The 21561-nt window shown below is 56.5% G+C and carries 14 protein-coding genes; 7 read left to right on the forward strand and 7 right to left on the reverse strand.

Annotated features, from left to right (window positions below):
* Both araA and HNQ92_RS04920 read left to right on the forward strand, forming a co-directional pair.
* On the forward strand, positions 1-1521 hold the full coding sequence (araA, locus tag HNQ92_RS04915) for an L-arabinose isomerase (protein ID WP_184171658.1): 1521 nt from the start codon (positions 1-3) through the stop codon (positions 1519-1521).
* A 108-nt stretch (positions 1522-1629) separates the two neighbouring features.
* Positions 1630-2328 carry an L-ribulose-5-phosphate 4-epimerase gene (locus tag HNQ92_RS04920; protein ID WP_184171660.1) on the forward strand — a complete coding sequence of 233 codons (699 nt, stop codon included), beginning with the start codon at positions 1630-1632 and terminating at the stop codon, positions 2326-2328.
* Between the two features lie 30 nt (positions 2329-2358).
* Here the strand turns inward: HNQ92_RS04920 and HNQ92_RS04925 are convergent, their stop codons facing one another.
* The 3 genes from HNQ92_RS04925 to HNQ92_RS04935 all read right to left on the reverse strand — a co-directional run bounded on the left by HNQ92_RS04925 (position 2359) and on the right by HNQ92_RS04935 (position 7451).
* Positions 2359-3933 carry a sulfatase family protein gene (locus tag HNQ92_RS04925; RefSeq protein WP_184171662.1) on the reverse strand — a complete coding sequence of 525 codons (1575 nt, stop codon included), beginning with the start codon at positions 3931-3933 and terminating at the stop codon, positions 2359-2361.
* A gap of 104 nt (positions 3934-4037) precedes the next feature.
* A complete protein-coding gene (locus tag HNQ92_RS04930; protein WP_246439621.1) occupies positions 4038-5384 on the reverse strand; it encodes a DUF3748 domain-containing protein in 1347 nt (448 codons plus the stop codon).
* Between the two features lie 141 nt (positions 5385-5525).
* Entirely contained in the window at positions 5526-7451 is a 1926-nt protein-coding gene (locus HNQ92_RS04935) for a PfkB family carbohydrate kinase (protein ID WP_184171666.1), read from the reverse strand.
* Positions 7452-8088: 637 nt separating this feature from the next.
* Here HNQ92_RS04935 and HNQ92_RS04940 point away from each other — a divergent pair.
* Positions 8089-8631: an RNA polymerase sigma-70 factor gene (locus HNQ92_RS04940; protein ID WP_184171668.1), complete on the forward strand. Its 543-nt coding sequence runs from the start codon at positions 8089-8091 to the stop codon at positions 8629-8631.
* A gap of 56 nt (positions 8632-8687) precedes the next feature.
* Here HNQ92_RS04940 and HNQ92_RS04945 read toward each other — a convergent pair whose 3' ends face one another.
* From HNQ92_RS04945 to HNQ92_RS04960, 4 genes are all read right to left on the reverse strand, one after another.
* Positions 8688-9851 carry an AraC family transcriptional regulator gene (locus tag HNQ92_RS04945; protein ID WP_184171670.1) on the reverse strand — a complete coding sequence of 388 codons (1164 nt, stop codon included), beginning with the start codon at positions 9849-9851 and terminating at the stop codon, positions 8688-8690.
* 21 nt (positions 9852-9872) lie between these two features.
* Positions 9873-11132, reverse strand: coding sequence for an MFS transporter (locus HNQ92_RS04950; protein ID WP_184171672.1), 1260 nt, complete (start codon positions 11130-11132; stop codon positions 9873-9875).
* Positions 11133-11224: 92 nt separating this feature from the next.
* The gene (locus HNQ92_RS04955) at positions 11225-12094 is read right to left on the reverse strand and encodes an ROK family protein (protein ID WP_184171674.1); all 870 of its coding nucleotides are present in this window, start codon (positions 12092-12094) and stop codon (positions 11225-11227) included.
* A gap of 69 nt (positions 12095-12163) precedes the next feature.
* Entirely contained in the window at positions 12164-14755 is a 2592-nt protein-coding gene (locus HNQ92_RS04960; protein WP_184171675.1) for a family 20 glycosylhydrolase, read from the reverse strand.
* A 75-nt stretch (positions 14756-14830) separates the two neighbouring features.
* On the opposite strand from HNQ92_RS04960, the gene HNQ92_RS04965 reads away from it, so the two are divergent.
* The 4 genes from HNQ92_RS04965 to HNQ92_RS04980 all read left to right on the forward strand — a co-directional run bounded on the left by HNQ92_RS04965 (position 14831) and on the right by HNQ92_RS04980 (position 21531).
* Positions 14831-15928 (forward strand): acyltransferase family protein, encoded by a 1098-nt coding sequence (locus tag HNQ92_RS04965; RefSeq protein WP_184171677.1) that lies wholly within the window; start codon positions 14831-14833, stop codon positions 15926-15928.
* 182 nt (positions 15929-16110) lie between these two features.
* Positions 16111-16692 carry a sigma-70 family RNA polymerase sigma factor gene (locus tag HNQ92_RS04970; protein ID WP_184171679.1) on the forward strand — a complete coding sequence of 194 codons (582 nt, stop codon included), beginning with the start codon at positions 16111-16113 and terminating at the stop codon, positions 16690-16692.
* 145 nt (positions 16693-16837) lie between these two features.
* Positions 16838-17911: a FecR family protein gene (locus tag HNQ92_RS04975; RefSeq protein ID WP_184171681.1), complete on the forward strand. Its 1074-nt coding sequence runs from the start codon at positions 16838-16840 to the stop codon at positions 17909-17911.
* 248 nt (positions 17912-18159) lie between these two features.
* Positions 18160-21531 (forward strand): TonB-dependent receptor, encoded by a 3372-nt coding sequence (locus HNQ92_RS04980; RefSeq protein ID WP_184171683.1) that lies wholly within the window; start codon positions 18160-18162, stop codon positions 21529-21531.
* Positions 21532-21561 lie beyond the last annotated feature (30 nt).

A 21561-nucleotide genomic window follows, 5' to 3' on the forward strand; every position in this document is an offset into this window, starting at 1 on the left:
ATGCTCAATCTTAGTCAATTCGAAGTTTGGTTTGTTACTGGCAGCCAGCATTTGTACGGGTACGAAACCCTCCGGCAGGTAGCCGAGCATTCGCAGCAGATAGCCCGCTACCTGGACGAAGCGCCGGAAATTCCGGTACGGGTTGTTTTCAAACCCGTGCTCACTACCCCCGACGAAATATACCGCCTGTGCCAGGCGGCCAACGCCGCCGAACACTGCGTGGGGATCATCACCTGGATGCATACCTTTTCGCCCGCTAAAATGTGGATCGGAGGCCTGAACGTGCTTCAAAAACCCTTGCTGCATTTGCATACCCAGTTCAACCGGGACATTCCGTGGGGCGAGATCGACATGGATTTTATGAACCTGAATCAGTCGGCGCACGGCGACCGGGAGTTTGGCTTCCTGATGGCGCGGATGCGCCGCAGCCGGAAAGTGGTAGTAGGGCACTGGCAGCACCGCGACGTGCTGGACCAAATCGAGGTGTGGGCGCGCGTAGCCGCCGCCCGCCACGACCTGCAAGGGGCGGCCTTTGTTCGCTTCGGGGATAATATGCGCTACGTGGCCGTTACGGATGGCAACAAAGTCTCGGCCGAAATCACTTTTGGCTACTCCGTCAATACCCACGGCGTGGGAGACCTGGTACGGGTCATTGACCAAATGTCGGACGCTGCCGTGGAGGCACTCTGTGCCGAGTACGCCGATACCTACCAGATGGCCCCCGAGCTGCTTCCTACCGGCGACCGCCATGCTTCCCTCCGCGAAGCGGCCCGCATTGAGCTGGGCCTCCGGGCGTTTTTAGAAGACGGAAACTATAAAGGCTTCACCAATACCTTCGAAGACCTGCACGGCCTGAGCCAGCTCCCCGGCATCGCTACCCAGCGCCTCATGGCGGCGGGCTACGGATTTGGTGCCGAAGGCGACTGGAAAACCGCCGCTTTGCTCCGCGCCATGAAGGTGATGGCGAGTGGCCTGCCAGACGGCAATTCTTTCATGGAGGATTATACCTACCACCTGGCCGAGCCGCTGGACCGAGGTACCCGCGACCGCTTCAGAAACCAGTGGGTACTGGGGGCGCACATGCTGGAGATTTGCCCCACAATTGCTGCCCAAAAACCTATTTGCTGCGTCCATCCCCTGGGCATTGGGGGCAAAGATGATCCGGTGCGGCTGGTGTTTTCTACTTTTGCCGGGCCGGGGCTGAACGCATCGCTGATCGACCTGGGCAACCGCTTTCGGCTGTTGGTAAACGAAGTGGAGGCCGTAGTACCCCCGCACGACCTCCCCAAACTACCCGTGGCAAGGGTACTTTGGAAGCCCCAGCCCGACCTCCCTACCGCCTGCGCGGCCTGGATTTTGGCCGGGGGCGCGCATCATACCGTTTTTAGCCAAAACCTGACCACGGAGTACCTCGAAGACTTTGCGGACATGGCCGGGATTGAACTGGCGGTGATTGATCGGGACACCCGTTTGCGTACCTTCAAAAACGAACTCCGCTGGAACGAGGTAGCCTACCGATAGTGCCGGTAGTTAACCCATGCGCGAATTGTTGTTATGTCAAAATGTACAAGGTACCTGTGGGTACTTTTTTGACTATAATTTTCATAAAAAATAGTTACAAATAAAGCCATGTATACAAGCCTGAAGGAAGAATGCTACGAAGCAAACCTGCAGTTGCCGAAGCTGGGTCTGGTCCTTTTTACGTTCGGGAACGTGAGCGCCGTGGACCGGCAAAGGGCCGTGTTTGCCATCAAACCCAGTGGGGTTTCCTACGAAACGCTGACTCCCGCCGACATCGTGATCTGTGACTACGAAGGAAAAGTGGTGGAAGGTACCTTGCGGCCTTCTTCGGACACCAAAACCCACGCGTACCTCTACAAACAGTGGGAGGCGATCGGGGGCGTGGCCCATACGCATAGTACCTACGCCGTCGCCTGGGCGCAGGCCGGACTAGACATCCCGGTCTTTGGAACTACCCACGCCGACCACACCCACCGGGACATACCCTGCGCGCCGGTCCTGACCGACGCCATGATCCAGGGCGACTACGAACACGAAACCGGCTGCCAGATCCTAGATTGCCTCACCGAAAAAGCGCTGAGGTACCAGGAAACGGAGATGGTACTTTTGCAAAACCACGGCCCCTTTACCTGGGGAAAAACCGCGGCCAAGGCCGTTTATAACTCGGCCGTGCTGGAAGAGCTGGCCAAAATGGCCTACCTGACGCTCCAAATTAACCCCGCCACGCCGCGCCTGAAAGACGCCCTCTGTAACAAGCACTACGAGCGCAAGCACGGCCAAAATGCCTACTACGGCCAGGGGTGCTGAGGTGATTCAGTAGGCCAAGTACCCCCCGGCTCAATCCTCGATTTTTTCTTTCTCGTAATCCGAGTCATTCACCCAGCCGGTGGTGAGCTTTTCGCCGTTCATGAAGCGCTCGTAAAAATTCCGCAGCTCCGTGACGGGGTACTGCTCGTAGAGATAGCCGTAGCCGCTCATGCGCAGGTCGCCCTCGGCGCGCAGGCGGGTTTCCATTTCGGTGCGTAGCTTCTGGATGGTGGGGCGGTAGGCGGGGGTAGTTGCGAGATTTTTCACGCAATCCGGGTCTTTCCGCAGGTCGTAAAGTTCTTCGGCGGGGCGTTTGCCAAAGTTCAGTGCCCAGTAGTGCGTGTCCACGCCGTTTCGGCGCAGGTTGAGCAGCAGCGTTTTGGTGGGGCTACCGTCGCAGTTGAGGTAGCCGGTTTCGGGGTTGCACACGGGCCAGCGGCTGGTTTCGTAGTTTTTGAGGTACAGCATCCCGTTTTTATGAAGGCCCCGAATGGGGTACCCTTCGTCGTTGGGGCGGCCCACGTCGTGGCGTTCTTGCCCTACCAGCACAAAGTCCCGCGCGGCTTCTACTTGCCCGTTTTTGCTAGATTGCAAAATCGGGAGCAAGCTTTTTCCGGCGGCGGGCTGCATCCCGGATTTCTGCCAGTTGAGGCCCGCTATTTCCAGAAACGTCGGTGCCAAATCCACGAAGCTCACGTAGTCGTCGATTTTGCGACCGGTACTTTTCAGGCCGTTTTTCCACATGAGCGCCATCGGCACGTGGTTGGCGTGCTCGTACTGGTTGCCTTTGACGCGCGGAAACGGCATGCCGTGGTCGGAGGTGAAGACGACGAGGGTATTTTCCAGCTGGCCGCTTTTTTCGAGGGTTTCAAGTACCCTGGCTACGTGCGCGTCCATGTACTCGATCTCGTAGGCGTAGTCGAGCAGGTCGGTGCGGATGCGGGTGGAGTCGGGCCAGTAGGAGGGTACTTTGGAAATCATGTCCAGGCGTTTTCCTCCTTTTCGAATACCGGCCCCATACTCGTAGTCGCGGTGAGGCTCGTGAAAGCCCAGCCAGAATGTCCACGGCTGCCCACCAGGTACCTGGCCGAGGAAATCGGCGAAATTGGCCGCGTAGTCGTTATTGGAAATAAACTGGGCGGGTGGGGTAGTTTGGTGGCGGTCGTAAGCTTTGCCGAGGAGGGCGCGCGGGCTGCCGTCTTCGTGCAAGGCCTTGCCGGGGGCGTAGCCTTTGCCGGTGTAGCCGGTGGCGTAGCCGTGCGCCGCCAGGGCTTCGGCGTAGGTTTTGAACTTCGTGGGGAAATAAATGACGTGGTTGGCGGCGGCATCGAGCTGCCAGGAGTTGCGGCCCGTGAGCAGGCAGGAGCGCGAAGGCGCGCACTTGGCATTGGGCGTGTAGGCCCGGTTGAAAAGTACCCCCTCGCGGGCGATGCGGTCGAAGGCGGGTGTGCTCACCCAGCTGCGCCCGTAGGCACTCATGTCCAGACCGGCGTCGTCGGCCACGATCACCAGGATATTGGGGCGGGGTACTTCCGGGGTACTTAAAAAAGAAAAAAGTACCAGACCACTGAGCAGTGCCGCGCCGGCCAAGCTAAGTTTTTTCATGAAAAAGGGTAAGGATACCGTTGATGACTCCCACAAAGAAAGGGCAGCAAAAGGATAACCTACCTGGTTTTTTCGTAAAACGCTTTAAAAAAAGTAAAAGTACCTTACCGGCTCAAAGGTACCTTGAGCAGGAAGATCTGCTTGGTAGAATCGGAGCCGGTGGTGGATTTGACGTAGCGGTTGTAAGCGAGCGTTTGCCCGTCGTGCGCCCACACCAGGTTGGTAGGGCCGGGCTGGCTGGCGGACGTCAGGCGCTGGGCGGAAGCATCGTCCGAGGTAGTTTCCAGCGCACATAGCACAATGCTGCCGTCCCAGACGTACGCCAGGCGCTGGCCGTCGGGGTGCCAGCGAAAGTACCCCTGCACGTCGGACGAGTGGCGGGTGAGCTGCCTGGAAGTACCTCCCGTGGGGCTGATGACAAACAGCTGCTGAATCCCGGCCTGGTCGCGGGCGAGGTAGGCCAGCTGGCTGCCATCGGCGCTGGACCGCACGATGCCCGAGCAGCCGGGGTACTGGGTGTCGGCAGTGCGGGTGAGGCGGCGCTGGGAAGTACCTTTAGGCGGCATGGGTAGTTGGGTAGAGGTACCTTCCAACGGGCCGTACTCGCCTGGCTGGTCTATTTCCTCGGGAATATCTACCACAAATACCTCGTTGACGTCTTTTCCCTGTTTGTCTTTTACCGTACCCAAAAAGGCCCGGGCTATCTGCCGGGTACCGTCGGGTTTCAGGTACCCTTGCTGGCCCACCCAGCTGTCGCTGGCGGCTCGGCTGATCTCGTCGGAGCCCGGCTGAGGCTGGGGTACTACCCGCACCACCAGCACGCTGTACCACGCGCCGGGGTAGTTTTCGCCGGTGGCGGTGTCAGGTACCTGCACGGCTTTTCCGCGCTTGGACACGCCGATGGTGCGGAGGTTGTGGGGCTGGCCGGTGGTTCGTTCCAGAGCTTCCATCAGGGCGTCGTTGTAGGTATAGCCAATCCACTGGCCGTCGTGGCTCCACTCGTGGCGGTGGGTACCTCCGCGCAGCGCACCGGGCGTGAAGTGCGGAACCACGTGGCGGGCATCCAGGAAGGTAGCCTGGCCCGGCCGCTCGTCCTGGACGATGGCCCCCAGCCTACGCCACTGCTGGTAGGGATTGCTGGCCGTGACGGACGGCAATCCGTGGATAAAGGCCACTTCGGGACGGGTGGGGCAGTAGCTCACCGCTCCAGCTCCGGGGCCCCAGTCTTGGTTGTGGGGTAGCTCGTAAAGTACCTCCTTCTCGCCCGACGGCACACGTACCCGCTCGATGCGGCTGGAAGCCGCGATGCCGCCCGCGTGGGTGCGGGTGTCGTAAACGAGCCACTGGTTGTCGGGCGAGAAGTTGTCGTTGTTGTCCAGGTCGTGGTTGTAGCGGAGGTCGCGGGTCAGCTGGATTTCTTCCGGCTGGGTGGCGGTGTGGCAGTGGCTCATGAGTAGTAGGAGAGAAAGCGCGAGAAAGGTACTCCGGGTCGAGAGAGGCATCGCTTTTTTACGTTAATCGGTAGTACCCTCTTGGCGAGAAGAAAGGTACTACCGATGAGAATATATTAAAGATAGAATGGGACCTAGGCGCTACACCAGCACGTTGGTGGCTTTTTTCTCAAAAAGGAGGTTCAGCAACTGCTCGCCCTGCGAGAAATCCGGGATGATCAGGTGCGCCCCCGCCCGCACGAGCCGGGGCCGCTTGGCCAGGTTGGGGCCGTAGCGGCGTACTTCGTTGCTGATGATGCCAATGGCCACACCCCCCGAGCGCCGCCCTTCCCGAATCTCATCGGGGCCGTCGCCAAGTACCATCAGCTCTTTACCTTCGAGCTGGTTGTCGGCAATGATTTTTTCAATCACCATCCGCTTCGAAAACTTGGTGTAGTCGCGCAGGGCCCCGTAGATTTTCCCTTCAAACAAATCGGCGTAGCCAAGTACCCTGGCTTCGTTGATGACGTCGTCGACGTCGGTACCGCTGGCCAGGTACAGCTCCACGCCCCGCGCCTTGAGCGCCCGCAGGAAGTCCACGGCTCCTTTGAGCGTATAGTCTTCGGTGCCCAGCTCGCCGGAGAGGCGCTTGTTCATGCGCTGATCCACCTGCTCCATGAGGGCGTCGTTGTAGATTTGCTTGTACTGAAACTTGTCCAGTACCTGGTCTTCGGGTACGTAGCCAAACTCCCGCACCATCTGGGCCAGGCCGTCCATCTGGTAGATGGTCTGGATGCCCGTTGTTTTGTTAATAAAATCCCTTACATCCTCGAGCAGGCTCGCAAAAGTACCCTGATCTACCTGGTCGTACTGATCGCCCAGGATGGCCTTCATCATCACCGGCTCCATCACTTCTTCCCAGCCTTCGCGCAGGGTACTGATGGTGCCGTCGTGGTCAAATACGGCGTATTTGATGTGGCCCAGCTGCTCCAGAATGGCCGGATCGCAGAGCTCAAACTCTGTTCCCGGCACGTACACCGCCTCGCGCGGATTGTTGGCCAGGTCCACCTGGAAGTTGTAGTCAGGGGCCTGGCTGATGGCCAGGATTTCCTCGCCGCTGGCGGTACCCGTCCGGAAGAGTTTCTGTACGGTCACGGCCGAGGCAAAATTGGCCAGCTCGGCGGCTTCGCCAGGGGCAATTCCGGCCGCCAGGCAAAGCGTAATGGCGCTGATCGCCGTATCGCCCGCCCCCACGGTATCGAGCTTGGCGGTGAGCTGTAGGCCGGGTACTTCGTGCACCCCCGCGGCATCAAAAGCCCGGATACCCCGCGCGCCGCAGGTTACGAAGACCGGTTTCTGGCTTTGCGCAAACACCGCCTGGCCGTACTGAAGTACATCCTTAATAAGTACCGTAGCCGAAGGCTCTACCAGTACGCCGTTCAGGGCGGCTATTTCCTTTTCGTTGGCCTTCAGGCAGGTACCCTGGAAGCGGTCGTTGAAATGGCGCGAATCCAGCATGATGATCTTGTGGTCGTAGCGCTGGAAGAGCGCGTTGGCGGCCTCAATGAAGCGGTCGTTGGTGATACTACCCAGTACCTGCTGGTTAAAGATGAGGGCGTCATAGCTTTCCAGGGCCAGCTCCAGCCCGGCCAGAATACCGCGGTCCGTTTCTTCCGAACGCTGATTATATACGCCGAAGTCGATGCGGGGCGCTTCTTTTCCATCGGTGTACCTTTTCAGATACGAATAGGTATTGAAATTTTCTTCCTGTACCACCAAATGGTCCGTGTTGGCACCCAAAGCGCGGAGCTGGGCCGTGAGCTCCCGGCCGTGGAGGTCGTCGCCCACGACCCCGATCACCTTGATCTGGGCGGGCTCCAGAGCGGCCAGGTTGGCTACCACGTTGGCGGCTCCACCCAGGGAGTAGTAGTGGCTGGCTACGGCTTCGGCCGGCAGGCCAGTTTCAATGGAAACCTCCGAGCCTCGCTGGTCCATGATCCAGTAGGCATCCAGGCAGAAATCTCCGTAGACGGCTATTTTAACGGCTTTAATTTTTTCAAGAATGGCACTAATACGACTTTGATCCATAAGTACTTAATAAAAAGATGATGGGGTGGCTCGGTAGCGTTGCTTCCGCTGGCGAAAGTAGGTACGGAACGGCCCCGGTTTGAGTTTCGGATACTCTTTTATACTCACTCCGGGCGGGGGAGTACTATTTTTTCTGGTTTATATTTTGCAAAAATCCCGTTCAAAAGCGGAGGGACACCAGGGTTTAAGTCCGACGGCCGGGGCTGTCTGCCCGCCGTTTCTTATATAAGGATTAAGAGAAAGTACCTTGAGGGAACGGAATCGGCAGGTCATGGCTTTTTTACCGGATCATTAAACCTGCGTGAATAAACGGTGAACTTTAAAGTGTGTGCGTGATTTGAGGGTATATTTACGCATTTTACGCTGCATAGTAGTTGGTAAGTACGTAAATTTATCCTCATAAAATGACAGCTAAGGATAGGTACTTCTATTGATCAGCCGTCACGCCGTCGAATCTGCCGTTCTTCTCTGGGGGCCGATTCTCTTATTCCCACCACTCCAACTACCAAGGTACCTTGGGCGCACAGTAGCCAGAGCGTATTCTCATGTCGGAATGTATATAGGAGTATTTTTATTATTTGTATTGTTTTTTGTATAGAAAGTAAACCCAACTTGATCTGAAAAACGCACTACCCTCATGGCTATTCCTACCGAACATCTGCTACGCAAAGTGTCACAAGGTGATCAGGCGGCCTTTGCTGAACTGTTTAACTACTACAAGACGCCCGCGCTTAAGTTTTGTAATTCGATCCTGAAAGATGAAGAGGAGGCTGAAAATGTGCTACAGGAAATCTTCATGAAGATCTGGGATCGTAGGACTTTCCTGAAGCCCGATCATAACTTTCATTCGTACCTGTTTACCTGCCTGCGGAACCTGTCGTTTGACTACCTGAAAAAAATTGAGAAAAACCACAGCCTGCGGCAGCACTACCTCGAGCGCATGGAGCTGAGCCGGGAAAACGAGAAAGACGAAAAGGAGCTGCGGCTGCAGTTTTTGCAGACGGCCATTGACTCGCTTTCCGTCAAGCGCAAGCTGATCCTGATGCTGAACGTGGAGCAGGGCAAATCCTACCAGGAGATTGCCGAGCACCTCAATATTTCCAAAAATACGGTCAAGAACCAGCTGGTGAAAGCCAAGCAATTCCTGCGCGACCGCGCCGAGCAGGCCGCCTATTTGTGAGGTACTTTTCTTTCCAAAGTACCTCACCGCTACTTATTCAGGTACCTTATGCAGCCTTACTTCCCCGCCAGGTACCTATTGCGGTATTCCATGGGGTTGCAGCCTTTGACCTGCTTAAACTGCCGGGCAATGTTCTTGCCGTCGCCCAGGCCCAGATCCAGCGCGATCTCAAAAACCGTCATGTCGGTTTCCAGTAGTTTTTTGGTGAATTTCTCGATCCGCAGGTTGGCAATGTACTTGTAGATGGGGTAGCCGGTCGTGAGCTGAAAGCGCTTCTCCAGCGCCCGGCGCGAGAGCGGAATCTGCTTCACGACGTCGTCCACGTGCAGGTTTTTCTCGATGTTCTGGTGAATGTACTTGAGCGAGGACGCCACGTAGTCGTCTTCGGTAGCGTAAATATCGGTCGACTGCCGCGTAATGACCTGCGTGGGTTTCACCACGATGTTGTGCCAGTCGGCCATGCCGTTTCGGATGAGGTGATCGAGCAGCCGGGCGGCGTCGTAGCCACCCTTTTCGACGTCGAGCCCGATGCTCGACAGCGGCGGGTCCGACAGCTCACAGAGCATCACGTCGTCGTCCACGCCCAGCACGGCCACTTCTTCCGGAATCCGGATGCCCGAGTGCCGACAGGCCTCGGTAATGTGCTGGCCCTGGTTGTCGTCGCAGGCCATGAGCGCAATGGGCTTGGGAAGCTCCTTAAGCCAGCGGCTCAGGGAGCTGGGCTTGTAGTACCATAGCTCGCTGGAGCGCGACTTCTTGTGCTCGAAGTAGTGTACCTGGCGGCCGGCGGCATTGATGCGCTGCTCGAAGCCCTCGGCCCGCTCGCGCGACCACACAATGTCGCTGAAGCCGTAGAAGGCAAAGTGCTGAAAGCCTTTTTTGAGAAAGTACTCCGCGCCCATAACGCCCGTTTCGTGGTAGGCCCCGGTGATGTTGGGGATTTCGCCGAAGCGCTCCTTAAAGTCCTGCGCAATGACCGGGATGCCCGCGTCCACGATCTTACCGATGTCCTTGTCGTTGTAGAGCTGCCCAATGATGCCGTCTGCGCCCCACTCGCGGGCCCAGGCCAGAATCCCCTCGATCCCGACGGTTTCGCGGTGGTAGAGCGGCATGCGGCAAAAAGCCCAGGGCCCGTGCTCCTTGGAGTACTTAGTAATGCCCTTCAGGAGGCTTTTGCTGTATTCTTCCGCAAAATCCAATAAGAGTATGATCTTGTACATGGGAAGTATCGGGCTAGCAAGCTACACGGTGCTCTCGAACAAATCTTTCCAGCGCCGCACGGTGGCGTTCGTGACGAGGGGGCGCGCCCAGATGCCGATGCTGAGGATGTACCCCAGGGTAATAAATAAAAATAGCATCCCCATGCGCAGCCCCAGCCAGTCACCCAGTACCCCTACCACCAGCGGCACCAACGCCCCCCCGGCAATGCCGGTACACAGAATACCGGAAAAAGTACCGTGGTGGTGCGGCACGGAGTTGAGCGCCAGCGACACAATGACCGACCACATGACCGAGGCAAAAAAGCCCGTGAGCGGAAAGGCCACCAGCGATACCTCCCTCGGCCCAAACAGCGCCGCCAGCAAAGCAAAGATAGCCCCGATGGTGAAGATAATCAATACACGGCGGCTATCGACGAGCTTGAGCAGCACCAACCCCAGCAGACAGCCGATGGTGAGCAGACCCCAGAAATAGGAGATCACCGAAGCGCCCACCGTAGCCGGATCGACGCCGTGGTAGGTCTGTAAGAACTTGGAGGCCCAGTTGGCAATGCCCTGCTCGGTACCTACGTAGGCGAAGATGCCAAAGAAAAAGAGGTACACGGCCTTGTTGCCCAGCAGGTCTTTGAAGGCCTGGCCGGTGTCGATGCGCTCGTCTTCTTTGAGCTCCACCGTGGGAAACGACACAAAGTAGATCACCACGACCATCAGCAGCGCAATGACCGCAAATACCCAGTACAGCGACACCCATTTGAGGTTATCCGGAACGAGCTGATCGAGTAGGGCGAGGAGCGTTGCCGGGTTGCCGGTGTGGACGTTCTGAACCAGGTAGCTGTACAGCAAAGGGCTCAAAAACGAAGCCCCGCCGAAGAAGAGCTGCCCCATCACGGAGTTGAAGGCAAAGTGCGGTTCGCCGCCCGTAACCCGCAGCAGCGGATTGATCACCACCTGAAGCATGGCCATGCCCAGGCCGATCAGAAAGAGCGAGAGTAGCGCAATGGTAAAAGTAGGGATAAGCGCAAAGAGCAAAGCCCCCGCAAACGCCAGCGCGAAGGCCGCCAGCAGTACTTTCTTTTCGCGGTACTTTTCTACCAGAAGCCCCGACGGAATGGACATGACCCCGTAGGCCACAAAAAACGCAAAGGGCAGAAAACCCGCTAACCCGAGGCTGAGGTCAAAACTATCGACAATATCGGGAATGAGCGGCCCCAGGATATTGCTCAAAAAAGAGATGACGAAGAAAATAAGGAAAATCAGCCAGACGAGCAGCGTGTTTTTTTTCATGGGTATTGAAATAAAAATAAAGAGGGTGTCAGGGAAATAAGAACTAGGGCCGGGCTAATATACCTACCGGCGGGCACATTCCCGAGAAGTACCTACCCAAAAGTAGAGATGGACGCGACCTGCTTCCGCAGCTGCGAGTGGGCCAGCGCCGCCGCGCCGAGCAAAGCGATGCCCTCGTTTTGGGTTTGTAGTACGTTCAGGTTGCGGATGGATTCCGGGTAGGCAAAGTCCTGAAGGGCTTCCTGCATGGCACACTTAAAAAAAGGATACGCTTTGGTGATGGAACCTCCCAGTACGATAGCCTGCGGGTCGTAGGTATACAGGATAGCCTTCACTACCTGCCCCAGATGGGTGCCAAACTCCGCCCACTGCCCCAGGGCGGTGCGGTCGCCGGCCTGCGCGGCTTCGTAGGCTTTGTGGGCGCTGATGCCGTGAAGCAATTCAAAGAAGCGCCCGCTGGTGTACTGCTCAAAGTTGCTGTCGAGGTAGGGCAGCATCCCGATTTCCCCCGCCCCGCAGTTGTGGCCCGCGTGCAGCTCTCCGTTCACGATTATTCCTGAGCCCAGTCCGGTGCCTAAGGTAATGCCCACCAGGGAGTTGAATGACTGCCCGATGCCAAAATGAAACTCGCCCAGCGTGAAGCAGTTGACGTCGTTATTGACAAACACCGGTACGCCAAACTCCTTTTCCAGGATGTCCTTTAGCTCTACCCTTTTCCAGGAAGGAATGTTGACGACGTCGTAGACGATGCCTTTTTCGACATCCACCACGGAAGGTACCCCTACGCCGATTCCGGTAATTTCTTCATTGAATAAAGGCCTAATGAGTTCAATAAGCTGTTGTAACGTAGACGATAGAGAATCTTTATCTACAAGCAGACGACTCTCCTGACGAATGATGCTGCCTTCGTGTTCCAGGCCCGCTCTGATGTTGGTTCCCCCTAAATCAACCCCGATGATCATGTAATAATAAGCTAGTATGGTTGGATGGTACGGCCCATTGGCTGGGCGGTATTTGTTTTACATTGGATTCTATTCCAGATTGACGACCCGGCTCGGTCGTCCTGCCGCATCAAAGCTTCGAAGCCTGACCGCCCCCGTAGGTACCTTGACCGGCCCGGTGTATACCGTGGAGCGCGCACTGGGCTCGGAGCCGTCGGTGGTATAGCGGATGGTGAGTCCGGGTAGCTCGGTGTTGGCCTTCAAAGTACCCTCTTCCCACACGGCTCCCGGCGGAGGTACCCGGTAGGCATAGCCGCCGTTGAGCAGGCTCAGGCGGGGTAGTTCGCGCCGGGCCAGGGTGGTAGCGAAGGCGTCCCATTCGGTCTGGATCGCCTGCGCGCGGTTTTTGGCGTTCTCGCTGGTTTCCCACTTCCGCGCGGGTGCCCAGGCACTTTCGGCAAAACCCAGCAGCTTAGGCAGCAGGTAGTACTCCAGCATGTCGCGCCCTTTGACGGTTTCGCTCCAGAGCTGAGCTTCCAGGCCCAGGATATTTTTCCGGGCGGCCGGTTTGAGGCGTTCGCGCCGCGGAAAGTCACGGGCCCAGTCGATGGGCTTCCCCATGGAGGTATGGGTAGTTGTTTTGAACATGTCAAAAGGTGCAAACGCGTAGGCATCGCGGGTATTGACAAAGCCCGCCCAGTACAGCCCCGGCTCCTGCGGATCGTTGTCATAGGCCAGGTCGAAGTAGAAATTGGACACGTTGCACAAAATCACCGGGTAGTTGGCGTTGGCGAGGCGGTACCCCAGGTCGGGGTAGTCGAAGAGGTTGTTCCAAATGTAGATAGCCACCCCCTGGCCCGCAAATTCAGGATTGGCCTGGTAGGAGCCGTCGGGCATTTTCAGCAGTGCTACTTCTTCCCAACCGTGTACGGTAAGGTTTCGTTTCTGGAGCCGGGCCAGCAGTTTTTTGAAAAAGTACGCGTGCAGGTTATGCGGATCGCCCACTTCGGGATGCTGCTTCAGGAGCTGGGCCGCCAGCGGAGACTGCGTCCAGGCCCCTTCGGGTACTTCGTCGCCTCCGGCGTGGATCACGTCCATCGTCAGGCCCGCTTCGCGGTACATCTTGGCCATTTCGTCCACTACTTTTTCGTAAAAGCGGTAAGTCGACTCCCGTGCCACGCTCACGACGTTGTCCTTATATCCTTGGGCCGACAGGTACACCGAACGGTCGTCCGGGTCGATGAGGCGGTACTCTTCGGCCTCCTCTTTTTTGCCAGCTTTGAGCAGGCGCTCGTAGCGGGCCTCCATGGCCTTGATGGCCGCCCGGGCGTGGCCGGGGAAGTTGAGCTCGGGGATCACCTTGATGTGCCGCGCTTTGGCGTACTTCAGGATCTCAACGAAGTCGGCCTTGCTGTAGTACCCGCTGCCGTGCTGGCCTTCGGCGTAGGCCACGGGGCCCGAGCCGTAAGCGGGGTGCAGGGCGGCGGCTTCTGGTCCGGCTACGTGCTGGCGTTGGGCACCTACCTCCGTGAGCTCGGGCAGGCCGTCAATTTCCAGCCGCCAGCCTTCGTCTTCGGTCGTGTAGAATAAAAAATGGTTAACCTTGTAAAAAGCGAGCAGGTCAAGTACCCGCAGGATGCTTTCTTTGGTCTGGAAGTTGCGGCTCACGTCCAGGTGCAGACCCCGGAAATGAAAGCGCGGCGCGTCTTCGATGTGTACGTAAGGTACCTTCACGGCGGGTGTTGGCTGGGCCGTAGTCCGCACCGGCAGCAGCGCCAGCAGGCTCTGGGTGCCGTAAAAGACCCCCGCGGCGTCGCTCCCCAAAATATCCACCCCTTCGGGCTGTACCCGTAGCTGGTACGCTTCCTGGCTGGTTTCGTTGACCGTAACGGCCCCCGTGCGCAGGGAAATGCCCGGTCGCTGGCGGGGCTCTGGGGTAGTGGGTAGGCGCAGCCCGCTGAGTGCTTCGAGCTTTTCGGCCAGGAGCCGGGCTTCGGTTTCGAGGCCCTTGGTGTAGTGAATGGCAAACTGACTGGTCAACGCCAGGGTACCGGGCTGGGTTTCGAGCTTCACGGGGGTAGGAAGTACCTTGAGCCACCGGGCCGAATCCACTTCCGTGGTGGCCAGGTTGGCCTGGTAGCGTTGGGCCGCGCTGGAAGCGGGCTCCTCGTCCTGGGGGCCGCGCCGGGTTTGTTCGGTAGTGGTAAAAGGCAGGACCTGGTAGTCGTCGATCAGGACAATCTGCTCCTCGCCGCCGTTTTGGTCATAAAAGACCAGGTACAGCCCCAGCGGCGCGTCCGTTTCCTTAATGACCCCCTCGGTACCTTCGTAGGAAATGACTACGCTGGAGTCGGCGGCAAGCCGGAAGCCCTCGTTGGGTACCAGCTTGTACCAGTCGCCGTTGAGGTGCTGAACGGTGGCGGGCTGGGGTGTTTTGTTGGGCAAAATGGGGCGGGGGGCCATGTTGAAAAACAACGCCCAACGGGTACCTTCCAGCGGCTTGTTGCTTTTGTTGATGAGCTCAAATTGGGCCCGAAAACCTTCTTCGGTATCCGTAAAGTTGCTGAGCAGCTTCCAGGATACCGCGATCGGACTGTCTGAGGCTGACCGGCCTGAGGGCTGGCAGGCACCCATCCAGAGGCTAAAAAAGAGGATTCCGTACGTAGCTAGAATTTTATTCATAAACCGGGCTGGCAAATAGCCCTAATACTACGGTAAGAAGTATTAAAAGGACTACAACCCCTTCAAGACTTTTTCATGAAATTACCCTCCGAACGGCTCTTTTCCCTGGATCTCCTGCGGGGATTTACGATGGCGGCCATGATCGTCGTCAACTTTCCGGGCAGCGATGCGCACGTATACCACCCGCTGAGCCATTCGCGCTGGAACGGCCTTTCTTTTACCGACCTCATCGCGCCCTTTTTCCTTTTTATCGTGGGCGTGTCCATTGCGTTGGCTTACACCAAGCGGCTGGGCACCGGTACCCCTAAGTCCGGCCTGTACGGCAAGATCGTGGTGCGGGCGCTGAAGATCTTTGCCATCGGGATGTTCCTGAACCTGCTGCCCGATTTTGACTTCACCGACCTGCGCTGGACGGGTACCTTGCACCGCATCGCCATCGTGTTTCTGGTGTGCGCGCTGCTGTTTCTGCACACCAGCTGGAAGGCCCAGGCCTGGATTGGCGGCCTGACATTGGTACTTTACTGGCTCGCCATGACGCAAATCCCCACGCCGGGCCTCGGGCGGGTGGCGCTGGAGCCGGGCCAGAACCTGGCCGCCTGGGTAGACAGCAAGTACCTGCCCGGCAAAATGTGGCAGGGTACCTGGGACCCCGAGGGCATCCTAAGTACCTTCCCGTCCATCGTGACGGGCATCACCGGGATGCTGGCCGGGCGGCTGATGCTCACGGGCTTCACCCGAAACGAGAAGACCAACTACCTCATGACGGCGGGCCTGCTCTCGGCCGTGGCGGGGTACTTTTGGGGGCTGCATTTTCCAGTCAACGAAAACCTTTGGACCAGCTCCTTCGTACTAGTTACGTCGGGCCTGGCGGCGCTGCTGCTGGGGGCGGTTTACTTCCTGGTGGATATTCAAGGCCGTACTAAAGGTACCTCGGTGGGCCTCATTTTTGGGGCCAATGCCATTACGGTGTATGTCCTGGCCGACGTCCTGGCCCTGATCTTCTACGGCTGGCGCGTGCAGGGGAGCTCGCTGAACGAGCATTTCGTAAGTACCTTCACGCAGGCAGGCCTGGCACCCGAGCTGGCCGGACTGCTGTATTCCCTGCTTTTTGTGGGCGTTAATTTTATCCCGGCCTGGTGGCTCTACCGCAACAAGATTTTCATTAAGCTTTAATAATAGCGGATTTGAGGCTATAAAAAGGGAAACGATCGGCTACGTGTAGACGTAGCCGGAGGTACCTTTTTCTTAAAGTACCCAAGCCCGATAGTGCAGGATAGAGCCTGCCTGGTTATTTGATTAATTGCACTAATAAAGGTATATGTAGGATAATTTGAAATCCACTTAGGCTGCAATTCATGAAGAACGGGGCAGGCGGCGAATCGGAACAAGCGCTTCTGGAAGCGCTGAAAGAAGGTAGTCGGGAGGCGTTTACGGTCATCTACGAAAAGTACTGGTATGACCTGTACCTGACGGCTTTTCGCCGCCTGAAAAAAAAGGAAGTTGCCGAAGAGCTGGTGCAGGATGTCTTTGTGAAGCTCTGGGAAAACCGCCAGGTACTGCACGTCCAGCAGCTCGAAAACTACCTCTTTCGGGCCATCAAGTACTCCGTGATTGACTACATTCGGGCCGAGCTGGTCCAGAATCGCTACCTCGACTACCACAAAGCGTTTGTTTCCCTGCAAGATACCCAAACCGAAGAGACCGTCGCGTACCACAACCTGCAACTGCTCCTGGAGCAGGGCCTGATCACGCTGCCGCCGAAGTCGCAGGAGATCTTCCGGCTGAGCCGTATGGAAAGCTGGTCTACCCACAAAATTGCCCTTCATTTTAGCCTGTCCGACAAGGCCGTTGAATACCACCTCACCCGGTCCCTGAAGGTACTTCGCCTTTATCTGAAAGAGCTGGTCGTGTCGTTGCTGTGGCTGCTTCAAGCCTAAGTACCCTTTGGTGGCTTGCTTGGTACTTACTAAAGAAGTACCGGGGAAAAGCGGCATTTATTTATAATTAAACAACTATTTTCTAAAATAATTTAGGGGTTGCGCCTGATTGCCCGACTTCTGTATAGACCCGTTGAAAAAACGTATGCGCCCATCGAAGCAAGAGTTCCAGGAATTATTACAGCGCTATCTACAAGGAGCGTGTAGTGCCGAGGAGATGGAGAAGATTCAGGCGTGGTACGAAGTCATCGGGGCGGAAGAGCTGGCAGCGCTTTCGGAAGGTGAAAAAGAGGAGATGCAGGAGCGAATGCGGCGCGGCATAGCCCAGCGTACGGGCGGGGAGCCGTCAGCGCCCAAAGTACCCTGGAGCCGACGGGTTGGGACGCGTTGGCGTTATGGGTACCTGGCTGGGCTGGCCGCCAGTACCTTACTAGCGGTAGGGTGGGGCTGGTACAGCCAGCAAGTACCCCCGCAAAGTACCCCCGTGGCGGGGTCGACGGAGGAGGTAGTGCCGGAAGCGCAGCGGCAGCAGATCAATAACACAAGTACCCAAGAGCTACGCCTGACGTTGGAAGAGGGAAGTACCGTGGTGCTGTCGCCCGGAAGTACCCTGTCGTATCCGGCTCATTTTGAAGGCGACCGGCGGGAAGTCGCGCTCGTAGGAGATGCTTTTTTTGATATAGCCCGGCAGCCCGAGCGTCCCTTTCTGGTCTACTGCGGCGGGGCCGTAGCGCAGGTATTGGGTACCAGTTTTTGGGTCAAAACTACCAAAGAAAGCGGAGCGGTAGAGGTAGCCGTAAAAACGGGGCGGGTGTCGGTCTATGAGCATACCCCCGGCACCGGCCCGGCGCAAGTACCCCCCGGCACCGCCCGCATCAACGGTGTGATTCTGACACCGAACCAGAAGGTGGTTTTTTTTCCGAAAGAGCGGCACCTGGTGACGGGCCTGGTACAGGCCCCCACTTTGCTGCCTTCGGTAAAAGTACCTCCCGGCTTTGCCTATAACGATACGTCGCTGCAAGAGGTACTTGCTGAGCTCGAAGAAGGCTACGGAATCCAGATCGTGCTGCTGTCGGAGAAGCTGAAAAAATGCACGTTCAGTGGCGATTTAGCCGATCTGTCGCTGGACGAAAAACTGCTGTTGATCTGTAAGTCGGTAGGGGCTACCCATGAGCTCATCGGTACCCATATCGTGATCAACGGCCCCGGATGTGATTAAAAACCAACCTATTACATAACGCTTCCTAAACCAACCGACCGATGAACAAAACCTAATACTTCCCCCCCAAACAAAGCAACCGATAGTGAGCCACCACTACCGGTTGAGAACACACCTGCTATAAGCGTAGTCCAAGAACCTTTTTCAAGGCTCTCAGGAGGTGTTTTGTCTTATTTTTTCCAAATAAAACCTTCAAATCTATGAATGAATCGCGACAATTCCAATTGTACGCCAGGCTGTACATGCTTATGAAACTATCTCTAATTCAGCTACTCATCGCCTGTTTCCTGACCGCCCTGGCCTTTGCGGGCCCCACCCGCGGACAAGAAATACTGAGCAAGAGTGTTACGCTTAAAGCCGAGCGCGAAAACCTCAAAACGGTACTTCGCCGCGTGGAGGAGCTCACCAACGTGAAGTTCGTATATAGCAAAGAGCTCATCAAAACCGACCGACGGGTGTCGCTCAACGTGACCAACCAGCAGCTATCCGTAGTACTGGAACAACTGCTGGCGCCGTTGCAGATTTCTTACCAGATTGTGTCCAACCGCATTCTGTTGCAACAGAAAACCGCCGATGCCGCCCCCACGAGCCAACTTGCCGCTCCCTGGGCCCTGACGGTGCGCGGGCGCGTCACCGACGAAGCCGGGCAGGGCCTGCCCGGCGTGAGTGTGGTACTTAAAGGTACCAACACCGGCACGAGCACCGACGGCTCAGGGGCCTACAGCCTCACGCTGCCGGGCAACGACGGCATCCTGGTGTTTTCGTTCGTAGGGTTTATTTCGCAGGAGATCCCCGTCAATAACCGCACCACCCTCGACGTCCAGATGGCCACTGATACCAAGGCGCTCTCCGAAGTGGTGGTAGTGGGGTACGGTAGTCAGCTCAAGAAGGAGGTAACCGGCGCGGTGCAGACCATTAGTAGCAAGGAAATCCAGGACATTCCGGTTTCGCAGGTGACCCAGAAGCTGCAAGGGCAGCTGGCGGGCGTGCAGATCAACCAAACGACCGGCCGACCCGGCCAGGGGATGTCCGTTCGGATTCGGGGGCAAATGTCGGTCTCGGCCGGTAGCGAGCCTTTGTACGTCGTGGATGGCTTTCCGATCACGGGCAATATTGGTTCGCTGAATCCGGATGAGATCGAGGATATTTCGATCTTGAAAGATGCTTCTTCTACTTCCTTGTACGGCTCAAGAGCAGCCAACGGGGTCGTGCTGATTACCACCAAACGCGGCAAGACCGGGCAAACCAACGTTAGCTTCAATGCCTTTTATGGCGTTCAGAACGTACCCCAGCGCGGCCGCATCGAGATGATGGACGCCGTAGAATTTGCGCAGTTCAAAAAAGAAACGTTTGAAGATCACGGCAAGGTAGTTCCCGTGGAGTTTCAGAACCCGGCTCAGTACGAAGGTAAAAACAACGACTGGTTCGATGCCTTACTAAGAACGGCCCCCATGCAGAGCTATAACCTGACCGTGACCTCTAACAAGGAGAATTTTAGAACGGCGATCGTAGCGGGTATTTTTGACCAGGAGGGCGTGGTGTTGAACACCAAATACAAGCGGTACTCGCTACGGATGAATACCGATTACGCCATTTCGGATAAAATAAAGATAGGGTTCAATATAGCGCCCAACTATATTTTTGACAATACCCCCCGCACGGACGGTACCCGCGGTACGGGTATCTTGTTCAATGCCCTGCACACCTGGCCTATCATGCCCATCCGGGATGCCAAGGGCGAGCTGACGTTGTTCAATCAACTACCTGGTAACACGGGAAATATTTACGCGTACCCAAACTGGGTAAGGGCGGCGGAAGAACTGGTGAACGAAACGCGCCAAACCAACCTGCTGGGCAATACCTACCTACAGTATAACCCCATCAAAGGGCTGACGTTGAAATCGACTTTTAACGTAGAATTCCTGAATTCGAAGTTCTTTTTCTTCAACCCCTCCACGGCCACCAGTGCCATCAATGTGCCCATCCCGACTACGGCGGTTTCGATCCGGCAGAATTCGGACGACCTAAGTTGGCTCAACGAAAACCTGGCTACGTACGCCACGAGCATCAAGGAGCATAGCTTTGAGCTGCTGGCGGGTTTTTCCAACCAGAGCTTTCGTCGCGAAGTAACCCGTATCCAGGCTGATACCTATGCCGATGACCGGCTGCCTACCGTTCAGGGAGCCTTGAATATCAACCGGGCGGGCACGACCAACTCCGTGGGACAATGGGCGCTTACTTCGCTGATTTCCCGCTTAAACTACAACTACAAAGGCAAGTACCTCTTTACGGCGGCCGTTCGCCGGGATGGTTCTTCGCGTTTTGGTTCGCAAAATCGCTGGGGTACTTTCCCGTCCGTTTCGGCCGGCTGGGTGGTGTCGGATGAGAATTTTTTCATAAGCAGCGTTCCAAAGGTATCTTTTGCTAAACTGAGAGCCAGCTACGGCATCATTGGCAATAACAACATTGGCGACTACACGCAGTATGCGTTGATCAACAATACCGTTAATTCCGTGTTTGGGAATACCATTGCTCCCGGAGCCATCATAACGTCACTGGCTAACCCTAATTTGGGCTGGGAAACTACCCGCCAGCTGGATCTTGGGCTGGATTTGGGGCTGTTCAATGACCGGATACAATTCACGTACGACTACTACACCAAGCGTACTACCAACTTGCTCTACAGCGTACAAGTACCTCAGGAGTCGGGTTTTAGTAATTTCAATGACAACATCGGCGAGATTAAATTCTGGGGGCACGAGTTTGCACTGACGACCCGCAACCTGGACGGACGGCTGAAATGGACTACCAACGCCAACATATCCATTAATCGCAATAAAGTGATGGCTCTGGCCGATGGCATCGATCGCGTCTATGGTACTTTCCACATCACGCAGGTAGGCCAGCCGTTTGGGATGTTCTACGGCCTGCAAGCAGATGGTGTGTACATGAACCAGGAAGATTTAAACAATTCGCCTAAGGTACCTGGTCGCTCTACGGTAGGTAGTATTAAGATAAGGGATATCAACGGCGACGGAATCATCACCTACGGTGGCAACGAAGACGACCGCACGATTATCGGCAATCCTTTTCCTAAGTTCACGTACGGTATTGTCAACAATTTCCGCTACGGCAACTTCGATTTGTCCATCGTTGGCTCGGGCTCTTACGGAAACCAGCTGCTGGTGCGCCACTTGTATAGCACCGCTAACCTGGATGGCGTCTTTAACATGGTAAAGGAAGTGAAGTACCGCTTCCGGTCGGAAGCGGATCCGGGAAAAGGCTTTTACGGGATTGCGCACAAGGACGGAGGTACCATCACGGGCGTAGAGCGCGACTGGATGAATAGCCGCTTCATTGCGGACGCCTCCTTCTTTACCATCAAGAACATCACGCTGGGTTATACCATCTCAAGGAGCAATAAATTCTTTAAGTCGGCCCGTTTGTACACGTCCATTCAGCAAGCCTTTGTCTTTACCAACTACTGGGGCGGGCCTAACCCCGAGACCAGCGCGCAGGACAACGGCGCCGGTGATGGTGGCAACCTAAGCCAGGGGGTAGATCTCTCCAACTACCCCGTGCCGCGTACCTTTACACTGGGGGTTAATCTCAACTTCTAGAAGAGAAGATAGGCTACTGAATCAATTGTT

The sequence above is a fragment of the Rhabdobacter roseus genome (genome assembly GCF_014202275.1).
Lineage (GTDB): Bacteria > Bacteroidota > Bacteroidia > Cytophagales > Spirosomataceae > Rhabdobacter > Rhabdobacter roseus.